The sequence below is a fragment of the Streptomyces albidoflavus genome, from assembly GCF_000719955.1.
GTDB lineage: Bacteria > Actinomycetota > Actinomycetes > Streptomycetales > Streptomycetaceae > Streptomyces > Streptomyces albidoflavus.
Genome location: NZ_JOII01000013.1, coordinates 46857 through 66807 on the forward strand (window position 1 = coordinate 46857; position 19951 = coordinate 66807).

General features: G+C 74.8%; 20 protein-coding genes. 13 read left to right on the forward strand and 7 right to left on the reverse strand.

The features are described 5' to 3' along the window. The first annotated feature begins 24 nt into the window (after nucleotides 1-24). Nucleotides 25-942 carry an alpha/beta fold hydrolase gene (locus tag IF45_RS0115970; RefSeq protein WP_030308048.1) on the forward strand — a complete coding sequence of 306 codons (918 nt, stop codon included), beginning with the start codon at nucleotides 25-27 and terminating at the stop codon, nucleotides 940-942. A 33-nt stretch (nucleotides 943-975) separates the two neighbouring features. On the opposite strand, the gene IF45_RS0115975 is transcribed toward IF45_RS0115970, so the two are convergent. The 3 genes from IF45_RS0115975 to IF45_RS0115985 all read right to left on the reverse strand — a co-directional run bounded on the left by IF45_RS0115975 (nucleotide 976) and on the right by IF45_RS0115985 (nucleotide 3439). Further along, complete coding sequence (locus IF45_RS0115975) at nucleotides 976-1983, reverse strand: MerR family transcriptional regulator (protein ID WP_030308049.1); 1008 nt, start codon at nucleotides 1981-1983, stop codon at nucleotides 976-978. 7 nt (nucleotides 1984-1990) lie between these two features. Continuing rightward, on the reverse strand, nucleotides 1991-2665 hold the full coding sequence (locus IF45_RS0115980; RefSeq protein WP_030308051.1) for a HEAT repeat domain-containing protein: 675 nt from the start codon (nucleotides 2663-2665) through the stop codon (nucleotides 1991-1993). An 81-nt stretch (nucleotides 2666-2746) separates the two neighbouring features. Then, a complete protein-coding gene (locus tag IF45_RS0115985; protein WP_026235425.1) occupies nucleotides 2747-3439 on the reverse strand; it encodes a TetR/AcrR family transcriptional regulator in 693 nt (230 codons plus the stop codon). Between the two features lie 166 nt (nucleotides 3440-3605). On the opposite strand from IF45_RS0115985, the gene IF45_RS0115990 reads away from it, so the two are divergent. Next, complete coding sequence (locus tag IF45_RS0115990) at nucleotides 3606-4724, forward strand: FAD-dependent oxidoreductase (RefSeq protein WP_078842880.1); 1119 nt, start codon at nucleotides 3606-3608, stop codon at nucleotides 4722-4724. Between the two features lie 236 nt (nucleotides 4725-4960). On the opposite strand, the gene IF45_RS33130 is transcribed toward IF45_RS0115990, so the two are convergent. Continuing rightward, the gene (locus IF45_RS33130) at nucleotides 4961-5110 is read right to left on the reverse strand and encodes a hypothetical protein (protein WP_157841179.1); all 150 of its coding nucleotides are present in this window, start codon (nucleotides 5108-5110) and stop codon (nucleotides 4961-4963) included. A gap of 107 nt (nucleotides 5111-5217) precedes the next feature. Here IF45_RS33130 and argC point away from each other — a divergent pair, with 107 nt between their 5' ends. The 9 genes from argC (at nucleotide 5218) to IF45_RS0116045 (ending at nucleotide 14808) form a co-directional block, all read left to right on the forward strand. Beyond that, entirely contained in the window at nucleotides 5218-6246 is a 1029-nt protein-coding gene (gene argC, locus IF45_RS0116005) for an N-acetyl-gamma-glutamyl-phosphate reductase (protein ID WP_003947123.1), read from the forward strand. A 117-nt stretch (nucleotides 6247-6363) separates the two neighbouring features. Further along, the gene (gene argJ / locus IF45_RS0116010) at nucleotides 6364-7515 is read left to right on the forward strand and encodes a bifunctional glutamate N-acetyltransferase/amino-acid acetyltransferase ArgJ (protein WP_008412508.1); all 1152 of its coding nucleotides are present in this window, start codon (nucleotides 6364-6366) and stop codon (nucleotides 7513-7515) included. Nucleotides 7516-7570: 55 nt separating this feature from the next. Then, on the forward strand, nucleotides 7571-8470 hold the full coding sequence (gene argB / locus IF45_RS0116015; RefSeq protein ID WP_030308055.1) for an acetylglutamate kinase: 900 nt from the start codon (nucleotides 7571-7573) through the stop codon (nucleotides 8468-8470). Continuing rightward, nucleotides 8467-9711, forward strand: a complete 1245-nt coding sequence (locus tag IF45_RS0116020) for an acetylornithine transaminase (protein WP_008412507.1) — start codon at nucleotides 8467-8469, stop codon at nucleotides 9709-9711. Before argB ends, IF45_RS0116020 begins: the two co-directional genes overlap by 4 nt. A gap of 22 nt (nucleotides 9712-9733) precedes the next feature. Beyond that, nucleotides 9734-10267 carry an arginine repressor gene (locus tag IF45_RS0116025; RefSeq protein WP_003947119.1) on the forward strand — a complete coding sequence of 178 codons (534 nt, stop codon included), beginning with the start codon at nucleotides 9734-9736 and terminating at the stop codon, nucleotides 10265-10267. A 151-nt stretch (nucleotides 10268-10418) separates the two neighbouring features. Next, the gene (locus IF45_RS0116030) at nucleotides 10419-11594 is read left to right on the forward strand and encodes a sensor histidine kinase (RefSeq protein WP_003947118.1); all 1176 of its coding nucleotides are present in this window, start codon (nucleotides 10419-10421) and stop codon (nucleotides 11592-11594) included. Beyond that, on the forward strand, nucleotides 11591-12259 hold the full coding sequence (locus IF45_RS0116035) for a response regulator (RefSeq protein ID WP_003947117.1): 669 nt from the start codon (nucleotides 11591-11593) through the stop codon (nucleotides 12257-12259). The genes IF45_RS0116030 and IF45_RS0116035 overlap by 4 nt, the downstream gene beginning before the upstream one ends. A 112-nt stretch (nucleotides 12260-12371) precedes the next feature. Further along, nucleotides 12372-12632, forward strand: coding sequence for a G protein-coupled receptor family protein (locus IF45_RS0116040; protein ID WP_003947116.1), 261 nt, complete (start codon nucleotides 12372-12374; stop codon nucleotides 12630-12632). 1 nt (nucleotide 12633) lies between these two features. Continuing rightward, on the forward strand, nucleotides 12634-14808 hold the full coding sequence (locus IF45_RS0116045) for an MMPL family transporter (RefSeq protein WP_030308057.1): 2175 nt from the start codon (nucleotides 12634-12636) through the stop codon (nucleotides 14806-14808). Nucleotides 14809-14866: 58 nt separating this feature from the next. Here IF45_RS0116045 and IF45_RS0116050 read toward each other — a convergent pair whose 3' ends face one another. Both IF45_RS0116050 and IF45_RS0116055 read right to left on the reverse strand, forming a co-directional pair. After that, nucleotides 14867-15856: a bile acid:sodium symporter family protein gene (locus IF45_RS0116050; protein WP_030308059.1), complete on the reverse strand. Its 990-nt coding sequence runs from the start codon at nucleotides 15854-15856 to the stop codon at nucleotides 14867-14869. Between the two features lie 93 nt (nucleotides 15857-15949). Then, nucleotides 15950-16573 (reverse strand): pyridoxamine 5'-phosphate oxidase family protein, encoded by a 624-nt coding sequence (locus IF45_RS0116055; protein WP_174905215.1) that lies wholly within the window; start codon nucleotides 16571-16573, stop codon nucleotides 15950-15952. Between the two features lie 180 nt (nucleotides 16574-16753). Here IF45_RS0116055 and argH point away from each other — a divergent pair, with 180 nt between their 5' ends. Next, nucleotides 16754-18193 (forward strand): argininosuccinate lyase, encoded by a 1440-nt coding sequence (argH, locus tag IF45_RS0116060; protein ID WP_003947112.1) that lies wholly within the window; start codon nucleotides 16754-16756, stop codon nucleotides 18191-18193. A gap of 91 nt (nucleotides 18194-18284) precedes the next feature. Then, nucleotides 18285-19286, forward strand: a complete 1002-nt coding sequence (locus IF45_RS0116065) for a GNAT family N-acetyltransferase (RefSeq protein WP_236586763.1) — start codon at nucleotides 18285-18287, stop codon at nucleotides 19284-19286. 15 nt (nucleotides 19287-19301) lie between these two features. Here the strand turns inward: IF45_RS0116065 and IF45_RS0116070 are convergent, their stop codons facing one another. Beyond that, complete coding sequence (locus tag IF45_RS0116070) at nucleotides 19302-19811, reverse strand: HAD domain-containing protein (protein ID WP_008412499.1); 510 nt, start codon at nucleotides 19809-19811, stop codon at nucleotides 19302-19304. Between the last annotated feature and the right edge of the window lie 140 nt (nucleotides 19812-19951).

Consider the following 19951-nt stretch of genomic DNA (forward strand, 5'->3'; position numbering starts at 1 on the left):
ACTGATCGCAGTAAAGGAGAAGCCGTGTCCCCGACCTTCCGTGAACGGTGGAGTCCCGTGCGGTACGCCGGGAACGGCCCGGTGCGACTCGCCTTCGACCGGCTCGTCGAAGGGGGCGACGGCCAACCGCTCCTGCTCGTCACCGGACTGGGCGTCAACCGTCACTGGGTCCCCGACGGGTTCTGTCGCGCGCTCGCCGCCGAGGGCTTCGCCGTGGCCCGCTACGATCAGCGGGACGGCGGCGAGTCGACACACCTGCCGCACACCTCCGCCCGCACCCCGGTCTCCGCCCTACTCGCCCGGGGCGCCCCGGCCTACACGGCGGAGGACGTGGCGGACGACGCGGTCGCCGTCATGGACGCCCTGGGCTGGCCGTCGGCGCACCTCGTCGGCGTCTCCCTCGGTGGCGCCGTCGCCCAGCGCGTGGCGCTGCGCCACCCCGGCCGCGTCCGGACGCTCACCACCGTCGCGGCGGTCCCGGGGGACCTCGGCGGCCTGCGCACACTGCGGTACGTCCGCCTTGGGACCCTCGCGAAGTTCGCCCGGCTGAACGTCCCCGACACCCACGGGGGCGCCGTCGCGGCGGGCGTCGCCGTCTCCCGCCTCCTCGCCTCCCCGCACCGTGCTTTCGACGAGGCCGCAGCGCGCGCCGCCGCCGAGCGCAACGCCGACCGGGGAGTGGGCGACCAGCGCGCGCAGAGCCGCCAGATCGCCGCCCGCTGGCACGGCCCGCCCGTCGAGGCGGTCACCCGGCCCACCCTCGTCGTCCACGGTGAGGACGACCCCCTCATCAAGGTCCGCGCCGCCCACGCGCTCGCCTCCCGGATTCCCGGGGCACGGCTGCTGCTCCTCCCGGGAACCGGCCACGAACTCCCCGAACCCGCCTGGGAACCCCTCGTCACCGCGATCGGCCGGCTCGCCGCGGACGCGGCCGCCAGGTGAACACCAGCGGCCGGACGCGCCCCTGAGCACCCCTCAGCCGGTGCCCTTCCGCAGGCGGAGGAGGTACGCGGCGGTCAGGGCGACAGCCCGGTCCTCGTCCTGCGACAGCTCCGTGAGGGCCCGGGTGGCCACCGACCCCGGGATATCGGCCAGCGCCTGGGTCAGCCGCCCCCGCGCGGCGGCCCGGGTGGTGGTGTCCGCGAGGCGGGCGGTCATCGCCCGGGCCACGCGGTCCGCCGTCGCCCCGTCGGAGGCCAGGACGCCCAGCGTGTCGGCCGCGTCCGTGTCGCGGTGCCCCGACACGACCATGTCGAGCAGCGCCGGCACCGCCCCGTCCTCGCCGCGCGCCCCGAGCGCCAGCGCCGCGCGCCCCCGCACCACGGCGTCCGGATGCCCGAGCGCCTCCCGGAGCCGCCCGGCCGGCCCTTCCCCGGGCAGCTCGGCGAGGGTCTCGACGGCCCGTTCCCGCACCGCGGCCTCCGGTGATCCGAGAGCCTCGGCCAGCAACTCGGCGGCGCTCCCCTCCGACCGCGCCAGAGCCCAGCTCAGGGCACCGGCGACATTCGGCTCCGGCTCGCTCAGTACCGCCTCGACCAGGGCCTCCACCGGCACCGGCACCGCGTCGCCCGAGGAGAGGGCCGCCCGCTGGCGCGCGTCGGCGCTGGCCGACGCCAGAGCCTGGAGCAGGGCGACGACCCGCAGGGCGTCCTCCCAGCCGGCCGGGTCCGCCGCGTCGAGCCGCCGCAGCCGCGTCAGCAGCTCCGTCTCCGCCGCGATACGCGCCCGGGTCTGCCGGATGAGGTCGCCGACCAGCGCCGAGGGCGTGAAGCCGGGATCGTCCAGGGCCCGCCCGATCTCCCGCAGCGACAACCCGAGCGACCGCAGGCTCTCGATGTGCAGGATGCGGCGGATGTCGGCGCCGGAGTACTCCCGGTAGCCCGAGCCGGTGCGGCCCGAAGGCCGGACCAGGCCCAGCGACTCGTAGTGCCGGAGCATGCGGGCGCTGACCCCGGAGCGCCTGGCCACCTCACCGATCAGCACCGGCCCATCATCCCTCCCGGCCGGACCCGCCGAGCGCCACGACCCGCTTGGCCTCCTCCACGGCGCCCTCGAACCCCGAGTCGGGGTCGCGCAGCAGCCGCTCGGTGGCGAGCGCGTGTGCCCGTACCTCCGGGTCCGCCGCCTCGGCCGTCGCCCGCAGCGCGGGCACGATCACCTCGCCCAGTCCGGCCAGCGCCCGGCTGAGGCTGCGCCGCGTCTCCAGCGGGCCGCGCCCGAACTGCGTCACCAGCACCGCGACCAGCGCGGCCTCCCCGCCCTCGGGTACGAGCACCACCGCCGCCCGCCAGGCGCTCCGGGCCACCTCGTCGTCGGCGTCGGTCAGCAGCGCCCTGGTGATCGCCGGGTACGCCCGCGCGTCCCTGATCTTGGAGAGCGTGTGCAGTGCCTGGCTACGGGCCGGCGGCCGCTGCGAGCCCAGCTCGCGCAGGAGCGCGGGAAGCGTCAGCGGGACCGGGTGACGGGTAAGCGCCCAGGTCAGCATGTCCCTTACGGAGAACTCCGGTTCGACGGCGCACCGCTCCACGAGCGCCCCCACGAAGCCCGGCCGGGGCGCCGAACCGATCGCCAGAGCCGCCCGCAACCGGACCGACGCCCGCTCGTCCGCCAGCCCTCCGAGCAGCCGCGCCTCGTCCCCGTCCTGCTTCCGTCCCGTGACCGTCATCGAGACCACCTCCTCGCCCGCAGTGAAGACCTTGTCACCGTGTCAAGGTCAACCACGGGCGGGGCGACGCCGGCCGCACCGTCACGCCGGCGGCCGGTCCAGCCTGGCCGCCACCGCGTCCAGGACCCACTCCAGGCCGGTCGCGAAAGACGTCGCGGCGTCCACCTCGGAGCCCTCGTGCACCGCCCTGGCCAGCGCGGGGAATCGGCCCGTGGCCAGCTCCCGCGTCACGTGCGGACCCCGGGCGCGCTGCCATTCGCGGTCCGAGAGGCCCGAGGCGCGCTCGGCCCGCAGAGCGGCGACCTCGCGCCGGATCGCGCCGATGAAGTAGGAACTGACGGTCTCCACCGCCCGCAGAGCGGTGTCGACGTCGGTGACGCCGTCCAGGGCGGCCAAGGTGGACTCGGTCAGGGCGAGACCGTTCGGCCCCAGCGCCGGGCGGCCACCCAGAAGTTCGGCCAGCCACTCGTGGCGCAGAGCCGCCTCCCGCGTGCGCCGGGCGAGGCCGCCCAGCGCCTCCCGCCAGTCCTCCGCTCGCTCCCCGGGGAGAATCTCCGCCTGGACCTCGTCCAGCATGAGGTCGAACAGGTCGTCCTTGGTGGAGATGAACCCGTACAGCCGCATCGGGCCCGCGTTCAGCCGGGCGGCGACCTTGCGCAGCGACACCGCTTCCAGTCCGCCTTCGTCGGCCAGCGCGACGGCGGCCGCGACGATCCGCTCCCGGTCGAGCGGTACGGGTCGAGTCGGCGGCTCCGGCCGCTCCCACACAGTCATGGGTCCCACCGTACTGTTGCGATACGCCGCCTCGGGTCAATACAGTGTATCGACGCGAGACGCCGCATGGATACGTGGCGGCGAAGCAGAGACACGGCGCCGTACGGAGGAGACGCGGCAGCGCACGGACGTGCGGCGCCGCATCGAGGTGAGACGGGGCAGGCAGATGAGACACCGTATTGCTGTGGTCGGGGCCGGTCCTGGAGGCCTCACCCTGGCCCGCATCCTGCACCGCCACGGCCTTTCCGTCACCGTCCTCGAACGCGACGCCGGTCCGGACGCCCGCCCGCCCGGCGGCTCCCTGGACCTCCACGAGGGGATGGGGCAGCGGGCGCTGGAAAAGGCGGGGCTGCTGGCGGAGTTCGGGGCGCTGTCCCGTCCCGAGGGCCAGGCCATGCGCATCCTCGACCCCCACGGAACGGTCCTGCGTGACTGGCGTCCCCGCCCGGACGACCGGGCCAACCCGGAGATCGACCGGGGCCACCTCCGCGACCTGCTCCTCGGTTCCCTCGACGTCCGGTGGGGCAGCGGCGTGAGGGGGGTGACCGCAGAAGCCGGGGGAGCCGCGCGGGTCCGTCTCGCCGACGGGCGGCAGGAGCGGTACGACCTCGTGGTCGGCGCGGACGGCGCTTGGTCGCGGGTCCGCCCCGCGCTCTCGCCGGCGACCCCGCAGTACACCGGCGTCACCGCGGTCGAGACTTCCCTGGACGAGGTCGACCGCCGCCACCCCGGCCTCGCCCGGCTGATCGGCGACGGCTCCTTCGCGGTGTACGGAGTCCGGCGCTCCCTCGTCGCGCAGCGCGGCAGCGGCGGCCACGTCAAGGTGTACGCGCAGTTCCGGGTACCCCTGGACCGGGGCGCGGAACCAGGTCCGGCCGATGCCGAGACGGTGCGCGCACGGCTGCTGGAGCGGTACGAGGGCTGGGCGCCGCCCGTGCTGGACCTCCTCCGCCACGGCACCGCCTTCGTCCACCGCCCCCTGTACGCGCTGCCCGTCGACCACGCCTGGCCGCACGTCCCCGGAGTGACGCTCCTCGGCGACGCCGCGCACCTGATGCCCCCGCTCGGCGCGGGCGCCAACCTCGCGATGCTGGAAGGCGCCGAACTCGGCGACGCCCTCGCCGCCGCCCCCGCCGGCCTGGACGAGGCCGTCCGGGCCCACGAGCAACGGATGTGGCCCCGGGCACGCCGGTGGGCGGAGCTGACCGCGGCCGGCCTGAACCGCCTCGTCGGCCCGGACCCCGCCGAGGCCATCGCCCTCTTCGACGAGGTCCAGCCGGAGTGAGCGGTGGGGAGAGCGGCGGCCTCAGGCTCGACGGTTGACCACCGAGCCCCCTCCCGAAGCTGTCACGCGTCATCACGACGGATACGGACGGATGCGCGCCCATCTCCCGGCGTATTACGGCGTGTTCGGGTCATAGGAGCCGGTGACGGTCTTCCGCCTCCAGGGGGAGGGGGAGGGGGAGGGGGAGTGGATCCGCCCCCTTGTGGTCGAGGTGAGCGCCCGGGTGGGCTGAATCCTTACGCCCGGACGCCCTCGTACGCGTGGTTCTCCAGGGCCTGGGGTGCGTCGAGGTCGGCCGCCTCGCCCCGGTGGAGGGCGATGCCGGAGTGCTGTGTGACGGGGAGAGGGTGGTCGGACGTGCAGGTGAAACCAGGATCACGGGTCATGGCGCCGGAGCTTGAGCGGCGAGCGCGCGGTCACCGCCCCGCCCACACCCCTCATTGCATAAACGTGCACCTATGCGTATAGTCATGCCACCTAGAAGGAGGGTTCCATGACGGTACGCGCGGCAGTGGCGGGCGCGAGTGGGTATGCGGGTGGTGAGGTGCTGCGGCTGTTGCTGCAGCATCCTGAGGTCGAGATCGGGGTGCTGACGGCGGGGTCCAACGCCGGGCAGCGGCTCGGGGCGCTTCAGCCGCATCTGCTGCCGCTCGCCGACCGGGTGCTGGCGGCGACCACGGCCGAGACGCTGGCCGGGCACGACGTCGTCTTCCTGGCGCTGCCGCACGGGCAGTCGGCCGCCGTCGCCGAGCAGCTCGGCGAGAGCGTGCTGGTGGTGGACATGGGGGCGGACTTCCGGCTCGCGGACGCCGCCGACTGGGAACGCTTCTACGGCTCGCCGCACGCCGGGACCTGGCCCTACGGCCTCCCCGAACTGCCGGGTGCCCGTGCCGCGCTGGAGGGGTCCAGGCGCGTCGCGGTGCCCGGTTGCTACCCGACGGCGGTGTCGCTGGCGCTCGCCCCGGCCTACGCCGCCGGCCTCGCCGAGCCCGAGGCCGTGGTCGTCGCCGCCTCCGGCACCTCCGGCGCGGGCAAGGCGGCCAAGCCGCACCTGCTGGGCAGCGAGGTCATGGGCTCCATGTCGCCGTACGGCGTGGGCGGGCTGCACCGGCACACCCCGGAGATGATCCAGAATCTCAGCGCCGCCGCCGGGGAGCGGGTCACTGTCTCCTTCACCCCGACCCTGGCCCCGATGCCGCGCGGCATCCTCGCCACCTCCAGCGCCAAGGCCCGCCCCGGCGTCGACGCCGGGCGCCTGCGCGAGGTCTACGAGAAGGCGTACGCGGACGAGCCCTTCGTCCACCTGCTGCCCGAGGGCCGGTGGCCGGCGACCGGCGCCGTGTACGCCTCCAACACCGCGCAGCTCCAGGTGGCGTACGACGAGGCCGCCGGGCGGATTCTGGTGATCAGCGCCATCGACAACCTGACCAAGGGCACCGCGGGCGGGGCCGTGCAGAGCATGAACCTCGCCCTCGGACTCCCGGAGACCAGCGGACTGCCCGCCACCGGTATCGCCCCCTGAGCGGGGCGCGGGCGGCGGACCCGGGCGCGCACCCCGTACGGGTGGCGCCCTGAACCACGCCCCGGGCCCACGCGGGCGCCGGGGTGGAAGAGGCCGGAAGGCCGGAAGGAGAAGACCGTGAGCGTCACGGCAGCACAGGGATTCACCGCGGCGGGCATCGCCGCGGGCATCAAGGCGAACGGCAACCCGGACCTGGCCCTCGTGGTCAACACCGGCCCCCGCCGATCCGCTGCGGGCGTCTTCACCGCCAACCGCGTCAAGGCCGCGCCGGTCCTCTGGTCCGAGCAGGTCGTCAAGGACGGGCAGGTCGCCGCGGTCGTCCTCAACTCCGGCGGCGCCAACGCCTGCACCGGGCCGCAGGGTTTCCAGGACACTCACGCCACCGCCGAGAAGGTGGCCGAGATCCTCGGTGAGGGCGCGGGCGACATCGCGGTGGCCTCCACCGGCCTCATCGGCGAGCTGCTGCCGATGGACAAGCTGCTGCCCGGTGTCGAGACCGCGGCCGCCGCGCTCAGCGCGCACGGCGGCGAGAAGGCCGCCATCGCGATCAAGACCACCGACACCGTCCACAAGACGGCCGTCGTCACCGGCGACGGCTGGACCGTCGGCGGCATGGCCAAGGGCGCGGGCATGCTCGCCCCCTCCCTCGCCACCATGCTGGTCGTCCTCACCACCGACGCCGACCTCGACAGCGACACCCTCGACCGGGTGCTGCGCGGCGCCACCCGCACCACCTTCGACCGCATCGACTCCGACGCCTGCATGTCGACCAACGACACCGTGCTGCTGCTCGCCTCCGGGGCCTCCGGCAAGGCCCCCGGCGAGGCGGAGTTCGCCGAGGCCGTCCGCACCGTCTGCGACGACCTGGCCCGCCAGCTCATCGGCGACGCCGAGGGCGCCAGCAAGGACATCCGGATCGAGGTGACCGGCGCCGCCAGCGAGGAGGACGCCGTCCAGGTGGGCCGCACCATCGCCCGGAACAACCTGCTCAAGTGCGCCGTGCACGGCGAGGACCCCAACTGGGGCCGGGTGCTCTCCGCCATCGGCACCACCGACGCCGTCTTCGAGCCCGACCGGCTCGACGTGGCCATCAACGGTGTCTGGGTCTGCAAGGACGGCGGCGTCGGCGAGGACCGCTCGCTGGTCGACATGCGCTACCGCGAGGTCACCATCACCGCCGACCTGCACGCGGGCGACGCCTCCGCGGTCATCTGGACCAACGACCTCACCGCCGACTACGTCCACGAGAACAGCGCGTACTCCTCCTGACCAGGAGAGCGCCCGGCCCGCCCGGCCGACCCGGACCCGAAGGACGCCCGCACCCATGAGCACCCGCAAGCACACCGCCCTGCCCAAGGCGCAGATCCTCGTGGAGGCGCTGCCCTGGCTCACCCGGCACCACGGCAAGACCGTCGTCGTCAAGTTCGGCGGCAACGCCATGATCAACGAGGAGCTGAAGGCCGCCTTCGCCCAGGACGTCGTCTTCCTGCGCCACGCCGGCCTCAAGCCCGTCGTCGTGCACGGCGGCGGCCCGCAGATCAACGCCCAACTCGACCGGCAGGGCCTGGTCAGCGAGTTCAAGGCCGGACTGCGCGTCACCACGCCCGAGGCGATGGACGTCGTCCGGATGGTCCTCGCCGGCCAGGTCCAGCGGGAGCTGGTCGGCCTGCTCAACCAGCACGGCCCGCTCGCCGTCGGCCTCACCGGTGAGGACGCGCACACCATCACCGCCACCAAGCACCAGCCGCGCATCGAGGGCGAGCTGGTCGACATCGGCCGGGTCGGCCAGATCACCGAGATCGACACCGGCGCCATCGAGGCCCTGCTGGAGAACGGCCGCATCCCGGTCGTCTCCTCCATCGCCCGCAGCGCCGACGACGACCACGTCTACAACGTCAACGCCGACACCGCAGCCGCCGCCCTGGCCGCCGCGCTCAACGCCGAGACGCTCATGGTCCTCACCGACGTCGAGGGGCTCTACGAGGACTGGCCCCACAGCGACGAGGTGATCAGCCGCATCACCGCCACCGAGCTGGAGAAGCTCCTGCCCGACCTGGCCAGCGGCATGGTCCCCAAGATGGAGGGGTGCCTGCACGCCGTGCGCAACGGCGTCACCACCGCCCGCGTCATCGACGGCCGGGTCCAGCACTCCATCCTGCTGGAGATCTTCACCGACGAAGGCATCGGCACCATGGTCGTCCCGGACCCGGAGGAACTCACGTGACCGCCACCCCGCCCGCCCCCGCCGCCGAGCCCGGCGGCAACGCCGCGCTCACCTCGCGCTGGCAGGGCGCCCTGATGGACAACTACGGCACCCCGCGGCTGCCCCTGGTCCGCGGCGAGGGCGCCGTCCTCACCGACGCCGAGGGCGCCACCTACCTCGACCTGGTCGGCGGCATCGCCGTCAACGCCCTCGGCCACGGCCACCCGGCCGTCGTCGAGGCGGTCAGCCGCCAGATCGCCTCCCTCGGCCACGTCTCCAACCTCTTCACCGCCGAGCCGCCCGTCGCCCTCGCCGAGGAACTGCTCCGCCTCCTCGGCCGCCCCGGCCGCGTCTTCTTCGCCAACTCCGGCGCCGAGGCCAACGAGGCCGCCTTCAAGATCGGGCGGCTCACCGGCCGTACCCACACGGTGGCCACCGAGGGCGGCTTCCACGGCCGCACAATGGGCGCCCTCGCCCTCACCGGCCAGCCCGCCAAGCAGGCCCCCTTCCTGCCGCTGCCCGGCGAGGTCACCCACGTGCCGTACGGGGACGCCGACGCCCTGCGCGCCGCCGTCACCGAGGAGACCGCCGCCGTCTTCCTGGAGCCGATCCAGGGCGAGAACGGCGTGGTCGTCCCGCCCGCCGGCTACCTCAGGGCGGCCCGCGAGATCACCCGCGCCACCGGCACCCTCCTCGTCCTGGACGAGGTGCAGACCGGCATCGGCCGCACCGGCCACTGGTTCGAGCACCAGGCCCACGAAGGCGTCGACCCCGACGTCGTGACCCTCGCCAAGGGGCTCGGCGGCGGCCTGCCCATCGGCGCCACCGTCGCCTTCGGCCCCGCCGCCGACCTGCTCCGTCCCGGCCAGCACGGCACCACCTTCGGGGGTAACCCCGTCGCCTGCGCCGCGGGGCTCGCCGTCCTGTCGACCATCGCCGCCGACGGCCTCCTCGACCAGGTGAAGCGGGTCGGCGAGCGGCTGCGCGCCGGAATCGAGGGGCTCGGCCACCCGCTCGTCGGCCACGTCCGTGGTGCGGGCCTGCTGCTGGGTATCGTGCTCACCGAGCCGCTCGCACCCACCGTCCAGCAAGCGGCCCAGGACGCCGGCCTGCTGGTCAACGCGCCCGCCCCCGACGTCGTACGGCTGATGCCGCCGCTGGTGTTCACCGACGAGGAGGCGGACACCTTCCTGCGGGCCCTGCCCGGCGTCCTCGACACCGCGCGGGAGACCGCTCGCACGACCGACCAGGGGGAACGATGAGCCGCAGAACGGGACGACGACGATGAGCCAGGCGCACGAGAACGAGAGCGCCCAGGCGGTGCCGCAGACCCGCACCGCCCGCCACCGCCGGATCGTGGACATCCTCAACCGGCAACCGGTGCGCTCCCAGAGCCAGCTGGCCAAGCTCCTGGCCGACGACGGACTGAGCGTCACCCAGGCCACCCTCTCCCGCGACCTCGACGAGCTGAACGCCGTCAAGATCCGCAACGCCGAGGGCGACCTGATCTACGCCGTGCCGAGCGAAGGCGGCTTCCGCACACCGCGCGCCCCGCTCGGGGAGTCCGCCAAGGAGGAGCGGATGCGGCGGCTCTCCGGCGAACTGCTGATCTCCGCCGAGGCCTCGGCCAACCTGGTGGTGCTGCGGACCCCGCCGGGCGCCGCCCAGTTCCTCGCCTCCGCCATCGACCAGGCCGAACTCCACGACGTGCTGGGCACCATCGCGGGCGACGACACGCTGATGCTCATCAGCCGCGCCCCCGAAGGCGGCCAGGCCCTCGCCGAGCACCTGCTGCGGCTCGCCCAGAACGACCACTGAGCCCCGCGCGCCCGCCCGCTCCCGCACCGGGGGCGGGCGGACGCGTACCCCAGCGGTCGACAGGGCCGTACCCCACCGGACGTAGCGGCGGCCCGTACGGTTCGCCCCCGGGGCCGAGGACGGGACGGGCCGCCCGTCCTACGCTGGCCGCATGCCCTCCCCAGCCCGGAGCCGCCTCCGGCTCCCGCGAGGCCGCGCCGCCGACGCCGCCCTCGCCTCGGGGCTCTTCCTGGTGGTCGGCCTCGGGACGCTGCGCTCCCTGATCGGCGCCCGCGAGGAGCCCTGGGCGGTCACCGCCGCCAACTGGGTGCTGATCGCGGTGGCCTGCGGCGCCCTCTACTTCAGCTCCCGCCGCCCGGTGGCCGCCGCCTCGGTCGCCGCCCTCGCCACCGCCGTCTACTACGTCACCAGCGCCTACGACGGGCCGCTGCTGCTCGCCGTGGTGGTGGCCCTCTTCCTGGTGGCCGCCGCCGGACGGCTGCACGCCGCCGTGGTCATCGCCGCCCTCTGCCTCCTCGGCACCGCGCTGGGCACCATCCGGGGCAACGGCGACGTCAACCAGGTCGCGCTCTTCATGCTCACCGGCTGGTTCGTCGCCATGATCACCCTCGGCGGGCTCCGCCACAGCCACCTCGCCCGCGCCCGGGAGACCGAGGAACGGGCCGCTGCCCAGGAACGGCTGCGGATCGCCCGCGAACTCCACGACGTGGTCGGCCACCACCTCTCCCTCATCAACGTCCAGTCCACCGCCGCCCTGCGCCGCCTCACCAAGGACCCCGCCGCCGGGGCGGACCAGGCCACCGAGGCGCTCGGCGCCGTCAAGGACGCCAGCCGCGAGGCCCTGCGGGAACTCCGCGCCACCCTCGGCGTGCTGCGCGAGGCCGGGGAGGCCGCGCCGACCGCGCCCGCCCCCGGCCTCGGCCGGCTCGGCGAACTCACCGACGCGGCCGGCGCCGCCGGCCTCGCCGTCACCGTCCACCGCACCGGCGACACCGGGCCGCTCCCGGTCGAGGCGGACCTCGCCGCCTACCGCATCGTGCAGGAGTCGCTGACCAACGTCGCCCGGCACGCCCGCGCCACCCGCGCCGACATCCACCTCGACGGCGTCGGCTGCCGGCTGACCGTCACCGTCACCGACGACGGGCGCGGCCCGGCCGCCGACCCCGCGCGCACCGGCCCGCCCGGATCGGGCATCACGGGGATGCGCGAGCGCGCCCGCGCCCTCGGCGGCGACCTCACCGCCGGACCCGCCCCGGGCGGCGGCTTCAGCGTCCGCGCCACCCTGCCACTCGCCCGTACGACCGCCACGGAGGAACCCCGCCGATGATCACGGTGCTGCTCGCCGACGACCAGCGGCTCGTCCGCGCCGGATTCCGGTCGATCCTGGAGGACGAGGAGGGCATCGAGGTGGTCGGCGAGGCCGCCGACGGGGAGGAGGCCGTCGCCGCCGCCCGGGCGCTGCGGCCCGACGTCGTCCTCATGGACATCCGGATGCCCGGCACCGACGGCCTGGAGGCGGCCCGCCGCATCACCGCCGACCCGCGCCTGGAGACGGTCCGCGTCGTCATTCTCACCACCTTCGACCTGGACGAGTACGTCTACCGGGCGCTGCGCGAGGGCGTCACCGGCTTCCTCGTCAAGGACACCGAACCCGAGGAACTGGCCCACGCCATCCGCGTCGCCGCCCGGGGCGACGCCCTGATCAGCCCCTCGGTCACCCGGCGTCTCATCGCCGAGTTCGCCGGCCGTGTCGCCCCGCCCCCGCCCGACCCCCGGCTGAACGCCCTCACCGACCGCGAACGCGAGGTGCTGCGCCTGGTCGCCGGCGGTCTCACCAACGACCGGATCGCCGCCACCCTCGTCGTCAGCCCGGCCACCGCCAAGACCCACGTCAGCCGCGTCATGACCAAACTCGGCGTCCGCGACCGCTCCCAGCTCGTCGTGCTCGCCTACGAGTCGGGGCTGGTGTCGCCGGGGTGGCTCGGCGGCTGAACGCGAGCCCCACGGGCGTACGCCGCGCGCCGCCGGGGACGCCCGGGGGAGTACCCGGCCCGCAACCCGGGGCGGACGCGCGGCGGGTGACCCCCGGCCCAGGCTCGGTGGCATGACACCACACACCTCCGCGCCGGGCAGGGCACCGGCCGCCGCGACGGGCCTTCTCGTCGGCGGCGCCGCCGGATTCCTGCTCACCGAAGCCGTCGCCGTCCTGGCCGGCCTGGCCCTCGGCGAACCCCTCGACGTGGGCGGCGGCGGTCCCCTGCGGGCCGTCCTCGTGGCCGCCGTGCTGCTCTGCGCCCTCGCCGGAGCCGTGACCGGACTCCGCCGCGCCGGCCGCCCCGGACCGCGCCCGGAAGGGGGCCGCTGAGATGGCACGCACCGAAGCCGCCCCGGCCTCCGCCGCCGCGACCCCGCCCCCCGGCCGCCTCGGCCGGATCGCCGCCGGGTCGATGCGGCACCGCAGGACCGCCCTGCTGCTCTGGCTGGTCCTGGTCGCCGTCCTCACCGCCGGCGCCCAGGTCGCCGGGGACGGCTACCGCAACGACCACTCGCTGCCCGGCACCGACTCCCAGGCCGCCGCCGACCTCCTCGCCGCGCACGGGGCCGAGCCGGAGGACCGCACCGCCCGTGTCCTGCTGAAGCACGCGGACGGACTGGACGCCGACCGGGACCGGATCGCCGCCCTCCTCGACCAGGTGAAGGCGCTGCCCTCGGTCGACTCCGTGCAGGACCCCTGGTCCGCGGGGGGTGCCGTCTCGCGGGACGGCACGATCGGCTACGCCACCGTCGCCCTCGACGAGGGGGACGACCCGCTCCCCGCCGAGGACCTGACCCGGCTGCTGGACACCGTCCGGGAGGCCGGCGGCGACGGGCTGGTGACCGCCGTCGGCGGCGAGGCCACCCGGGGCGCCGAGGAGGCGGGCGGCGGGGCCGCCGAGGGCGCGGGGATGCTCGCCGCCCTCGTCGTCCTGGTCCTCTTCTTCGGCTCGCTGGTCGCGGCCGCCGTCCCCCTGGTCACCGCCGTCTTCGCGGTCGGCGGCGCGCTCGGGCTGATCGGGCTCGCCGCGCACCTCTTCACCGTCGCCGACTTCACCCCGCCGGTGATGATGCTGGTCGGCCTCGGCGTGGGCGTCGACTACGCCCTGCTGATCTTCCACCGCTACCGCACCGAACTGCTGGCCGGAGCCGACCGGCACCACGCCGCCGTACGGGCCATGGACGTGGCCGGGCGCACCGTCCTCTTCGCCGGCTGCACCGTCATCATCGCCCTGCTCGGCCTGGTCGTCCTCGGCCTCGGCGCCCTCCAGGGCGTCGCCCTCGCCGTCGCGCTGACCGTCTTGGTGACCATGGCGGCCTCGGTCACCCTGCTGCCTGCCCTGCTCGCCCTCGCCGGAGCCCGGATCGAGCGGCACGTCCGGGCCCGGGAGACGAAGCGGCGCACCCGGCGCGGGGAGGCCGGCGCGGACCCGGCGGACGGCGGACGCTGGGCCGCCCTCGCCACGGCCGTCGGGCGCCGCCCGCTGCCCGTGCTGCTCGCCGGGGTCGCGGTGCTGGTGGCGCTCTCGGCACCGGTGCTCGGGATGCGGCTCGGCTTCGCCGACGCCGGGACCGATCCGGCCGGGTCGAGCAGCCGCACCGCGTACGACCTGACGGCGGAAGGGTTCGGGCCCGGCTTCAACGGGCCGCTGGTGGTCGTCGCGGAGGGCGGTGACGGAGCCTCGGGGAAGGAGCTGGCCACGGCGCTCGGCGAGGCGCAGGGCGTGGCGGCGGTCCAGGGTCCGTTCCCCGCCGGGGGCGGGGAGGTCGCCACCGTGCTGGCCTTCCCGGAGGCCGGGCCGCAGGACGAGGCCACCGCGGAGCTGGTGCGCGAGCTGCGCGCCGAGGTGCTGGCGCCGCTCGCCACCGAGACGGGGGCGCGCTACCTGGTGGGCGGGCCGACCGCCGCCGCGCTGGACTTCGCCGACTCGGTCTCGGCGCGGATGCCGCTCTTCGTCGCCGTGGTCGTGGGCCTCTCCACGCTGCTGCTGCTCGCGGTCTTCCGCTCGCTGCTGGTCCCGCTGAAGGCGGCGGTGCTCAACCTGCTCTCCATCTCGGCGGCGCTCGGCGTCATCACGCTGGTCTTCCAGAACGGCTGGTTCGGGGCGAGCAGCGGGCCGGTGGAGGCGTTCATCCCCGTGATGGTCTTCGCCATCGTCTTCGGCCTCTCCATGGACTACGAGGTCTTCCTCGTCTCCCGGATGCGTGAGGCGTGGCTGCGCACCGGGGACGCGCGGCCGGCGGTGGGGGAGGGGCTGGCCGCCACCGGCAAGGTGATCACGGCGGCCGCCGCCATCATGATCGTGGTCTTCGCCGCCTTCGTGCTGAGCCCGAGCCGGATGCTCCAGCAGTTCGGCCTCGCCCTCGCGGTGGCCGTCCTGCTGGACGCGGTGGTGATCCGCTGCCTCATCGTCCCGGCGGTGATGCGGCTGCTGGGCGCCCACGCCTGGTGGCTGCCCGGGCCGCTCGCCCGCGTACTGCCCAGGTCGGGGGCAGGGGAGGGCTGAGCTACGAGGGGCCCGCACCTCGGGGGAGGTGCGGGCCCCTCGTCCGTGCCGGGCGGTCTCAGGTGGCCGGTGCCCCGGCCGCCTCCAGGGCCTCGGTGCGGCGGGCCCGGTGGGCCATCCAGGCCGCGACCAGGGCGCCGGAGACGTTGTGCCAGACGGAGAAGACGGCTGCGGGCAGGGCGGCCATCGGGGAGAAGTGGGCGGTGGCCAGGGAGGCGGCGAGGCCGGAGTTCTGCATGCCGACCTCGAAGGACATGGCGCGGCTGGCGGGGGCGCCGAGGCCGAAGAGGCGACCCGCCCCGTAACCGAGCGCGAGTCCCAGGCCGTTGTGGAGGACCACCGCGAGGATCACGGTGAGCGCCGCCGACTTGATGGCGTCGGCGCTGCCGGAGACCACCGCCGCGACGATGGCGGCGATGGCGAGCGAGGAGAGCCACGGCATGGCGGGCAGCACCCGGTCGACGTACCGGCCGGCGACGAGGCGGACCAGGACACCGGCGATCACCGGCAGCAGCACGGTCTTGAGGATGTCGCCGACCATCGCGCCCGCGTCCACCGGCAGGTACTCGCCGGCCAGCAGCAGCGTGAGCGGCGGGGTGATGAGCGGGGCCAGCACGGTGGAGACGGTGGCGACCGAGACGGAGAGGGCCACGTCGCCCCGGGCGAGGTAGGTGACCACGTTGGAGGCGGTGCCGCTGGGCGCGCAGCCGACCAGGATCACGCCCGCCGCCAGCGCCGGCGGCAGGGAGAGCGCGTGGGCGACGAGCCAGCCGAGCCCCGGCATGATCACGTAGTGCGCGACCAGGCCGAGCGCCACCGCCCACGGCCGCTTGACCACGCCCTGGAAGTCCAGCGGCGTCATGGTCAGGCCCATGCAGAACATCACGCAGCCGAGCAGGTACGGCACGCCGCTCGTCCACCCGGCGAAGAGGGAGGGGGTGGCGAGGCCGAGGGCCCCGGCGGCGAGCACGAGGAGCGGGAAGAGCGTGACGGCGTGGCGGGCCGCGCGGTCCTTGGCGCCGTCACCGGCGCCGCTGCGGGGGGTCATCTGTTCGGACTGCACGCCCGCGATGCAACGCCCGGCGGGCGGGCACCGCAAGCGTGTCTCGTCATGTGGTCACTACATCTACCCCGGGCGTCCTCATCCGTCCTCGCCCCCGGCGGTGACCGGGCCGGTGCGCGGCGGCAGGGGCAGCGGCAGCCCCGGCAGCCCGTCCATGCTGGTGCGGATGTGCTCCTTCTGCGCGAAGTACGCGCCGAGCGAGGCGTCGTCCTCGCGGGAGAACCGCTTGGCGTGCAGGTCCCGGTCCGACTCGTACGCCATGAAGGGCACCGCGTAGCCGCAGGAGTCGCGGATCGTCTCGGCGTGCACCACGATCACGGCGCGCAGGCCGTGCGGGACCGGGTCGACGCCCGGGAAGCGGGCGACCAGTTCCTCGAAGCGCGGGTCGTCGCGGAATACGGGTTCGCCCCTGCCGTGCACCCGCACGATGGTGGGCGGGCCCTGGAAGGCGCACCACATCAGCGTGATGCGGCCGTTCTCGCGGAGGTGGGCGATGGTCTCGGAGTGGCTGCCGGCGAAGTCCAGGTAGGCCAGGGTGAGCGGGTCGAGCACGGTGAAGGAGCCGCTGACGCCCTTCGGGGAGAGGTTGACGGTGCCGTCCCCGGCGAGCGGGGCACTGGCCGTGAAGAACACCGGCTGGGCCTCGATGAAGGTGCGGAGGCGGCCTTCGACGCGTGCGTATTCCTTACCCATGCGGGTCATTATTCGCTTCCCTGTGCGGCCCTGGCAGAGTTTTTCGGGCCACGGGGGCGTCGCGCTTTGACGAAACATACGGAGGGGTGCATAGTTATGCCTATCGGTGTGCACCGTAGGGGGAGTCTCGCCCGGCGGCCCGCGCCACCGGCACACCCACTCCGTCCGCGCGAGGAAGCGAGTACAGCAGTGAGCAGCAACAACGGTGACGTCCGCCTCTGGGGCGGCCGGTTCGCGGACGGCCCCGCCGAGGCGCTGGCCAAGCTCTCCGCCTCGGTCCACTTCGACTGGCGGCTCGCCCCGTACGACATCGCGGGCTCCCGCGCCCACGCCCGTGTGCTGCACACCGCAGGCCTGCTCACCGAGGACGAGCTGACCCGGATGCTGGCCGGCCTCGACCAGCTGGAGGCGGACGTCGCCGACGGCTCGTTCACCGGTACCATCGCCGACGAGGACGTCCACACCGCCCTGGAGCGCGGCCTGCTGGAGCGGCTCGGCCCCGACCTCGGCGGCAAGCTGCGCGCCGGACGCTCCCGCAACGACCAGGTCGCCACCCTCTTCCGGATGTACCTGCGCGACCACGCCCGGGTCGTCGGCGGCCTGCTCGCCGAACTCCAGGACGCGCTGGTCGGCCTCGCCGAGGCCCACCCGGACGTGGCCATGCCCGGCCGCACCCACCTCCAGCACGCCCAGCCGGTGCTTTTCGCCCACCACGTCCTCGCCCACGTCCAGTCGCTCTCCCGGGACGCCGAGCGGCTGCGCCAGTGGGACACCCGCACCGCCGTCTCCCCGTACGGCTCGGGCGCGCTGGCCGGCTCCTCCCTCGGCCTCGACCCGCAGGCGGTCGCCAAGGACCTCGGCTTCGAGCGCGGCTCCTCGGGCAACTCCATCGACGGCACGGCCTCCCGGGACTTCGTCGCCGAGTTCGCCTTCATCACCGCGATGGTGGGGGTCAACCTCTCCCGGATCGCCGAGGAGGTCATTCTCTGGAACACGAAGGAGTTCTCCTTCGTCACCCTCCACGACGCCTTCTCCACCGGCTCCTCGATCATGCCGCAGAAGAAGAACCCGGACATCGCCGAGCTGGCCCGGGGCAAGTCCGGCCGCCTCATCGGCAACCTCACCGGCCTGCTCGCCACCCTCAAGGCGCTGCCGCTGGCGTACAACCGGGACCTCCAGGAGGACAAGGAGCCGGTCTTCGACTCCGTCGACCAGCTGGAGATCCTGCTGCCCGCCTTCACCGGCATGATGGCCACCCTCACCGTCCACCGGGAGCGGATGGAGGAGCTGGCGCCCGCCGGGTTCTCGCTCGCCACCGACATCGCCGAGTGGCTGGTCCGCCAGGGTGTGCCGTTCCGGGTCGCCCACGAGGTGGCCGGCGAGTGCGTCAAGGTCTGCGAGGCCGAGGGGATCGAGCTGGACCAGCTCACCGACGAGCAGTTCGCCAAGATCTCCGAGCACCTGACGCCCGAGGTCCGCACCGTCCTGAACGTCCCCGGCGCCCTCGCCTCACGCAGCGGCCGCGGCGGCACCGCGCCCTCCGCCGTCGCCGCCCAGCTGGTCGAGGTCAAGGCCGACCTGGTCGTCCAGCACGCCTGGGCCGAGGCGAAGCAGCCGGCCGGCAGCTGACCCGTATCCCTCCCGTGGACCCCGTACCGGCGCGCCGGTACGGGGTCCACGTGCGAAAAGATCTTGCCCGCCCCTGCCCTGAACTGCTGAGATGCCCCGACGCGCGGGCACCGGTCCGCGTGCGGAGGCGGGAGGCGGCGCGATGCGCGAGGGGTACGGCACCAGGGCACCCAGGGCCGAGGAGGCCGAGCAGGTCGCGGCCCTGGTCCACGAGGCCGAGCGCAGCCAGGACCCGACGGCGGGGGCCCGCACCCCGGCCGAGTTCCGGGCTGTCTGGTCCCGGCTGGACCTGGCCCGCGACGCCCGGGTGGCCACCGCCCCCGACGGCACCCTCGCCGGGTACGCCCAGGTCGACGTGGTCCGCCCCGGCCGGTTGCACGCCGACGGCTACACCCGTCCCGGCCACCTCGGCACCGGGATCGGCGCCGCCCTGATCGACTGGTCCGGCGACCGGGCCCGCCGGCTGGCCTCCACCGCGCCCCACGCGGGCGCCCCGGCGACCCTCCTCCACTACGTGATGCTGGACGGGGCCGCCGACCGGATGCTCCGCGCCCGCGACTACCGCCTCGTCCGCGTCCACCAGCGGATGCGCCGCTCCCTGACCGGGCCGTTGCCCGCGCCCCGGTGGCCCGAGGGCGTCACCGTCCGCCCCTGCGACGGCACCCCCGAGGAGCTGCGGCGCGTCCACGCCTGCGCGGAGGAGGCGTTCGCCGACCGGTACGAGGGGGTGGGCCGCACCTTCGAGCGGTGGAGCGCCGACCTGGTCCACGAGCGGACCGACCCGGCCCTGTGGGTCCTCGCCGAGCGCGCCGGGCGGATCGTCGGCGTCGCCGTCTGCGACCTGACCACGGTCCAGGGCGCGCCCTCCGGCGAGGTCTGCCAGCTCGCCGTCGCCCGCGAGGCGCGCCGGACCGGCCTCGGTAAGGCCCTGCTGCTGGCCGCCTTCGCCCGCTTCGCCGACCGTGGTGTCACCACCGTCGGCCTCGACGTGGACAGCGAGAGCCCGACCGGCGCCCACCGCCTGTACGCGGGTGCCCAGATGGCGGTCACCGCGACCATCGGCCAGTTCGAGCTCGGCCTGCCCGCCCGCTGAGCCGGGGCCGAGGGGTCAGCCGGCGTCCGCCCACCGCTCCAGCCGGTCGAAGTCGGCCTGCCGCAGGCCCACGCTCCGGTCGATCTGCAGCAGCAGGGCGGGCGCCGGGTGGTGGCGCCGGGCCCACAGGTCGTCGGCCTCCGTGAGGTCGTCGTCCACCCACGCGAACCGGCGGCCGTCGGCGTAGGCGAGCAGGCGGCGGGTCTTCCAGAAGGTCCCGGCCGGTCCCGGCACGGCGGGGGCCGGGAAGTCGACGTACGGCAGCGGCGGCAGGCCGAGCACCGGGGCGATCCAGGCGTTGGCCTCGTCCTCCCAGGTCGTCGCCCAGACCAGCTCGTAGCGGCGCTGGAGCGCGCGCAGCCGCGTGCCGTGGTCCGGGTCGAGGAGCACCGTCAGCGGTTCGGGCCAGCTCCAGCCCGCCGGGCGCATCCGGTGCGGGTGGAAGCCGTCCGGCGGCGCGGGCGCGCTGAGGGCCCCGTACGGGTTGAGGGGCCCGTCCACGTCCAGGAACAGCAGCGGCTTCATCACCCCAGGGTGCCCGCTCGGCCCCGGGGAGGCGGGACGCGGCCCCGGACTGCTCGCCGCACGGCGTGTCGTACGCCCTTGCGGTGAGACGCATGCATCTCCAGTGAGACATCACTGTCTCACGTGGGCTATGGTTGTCC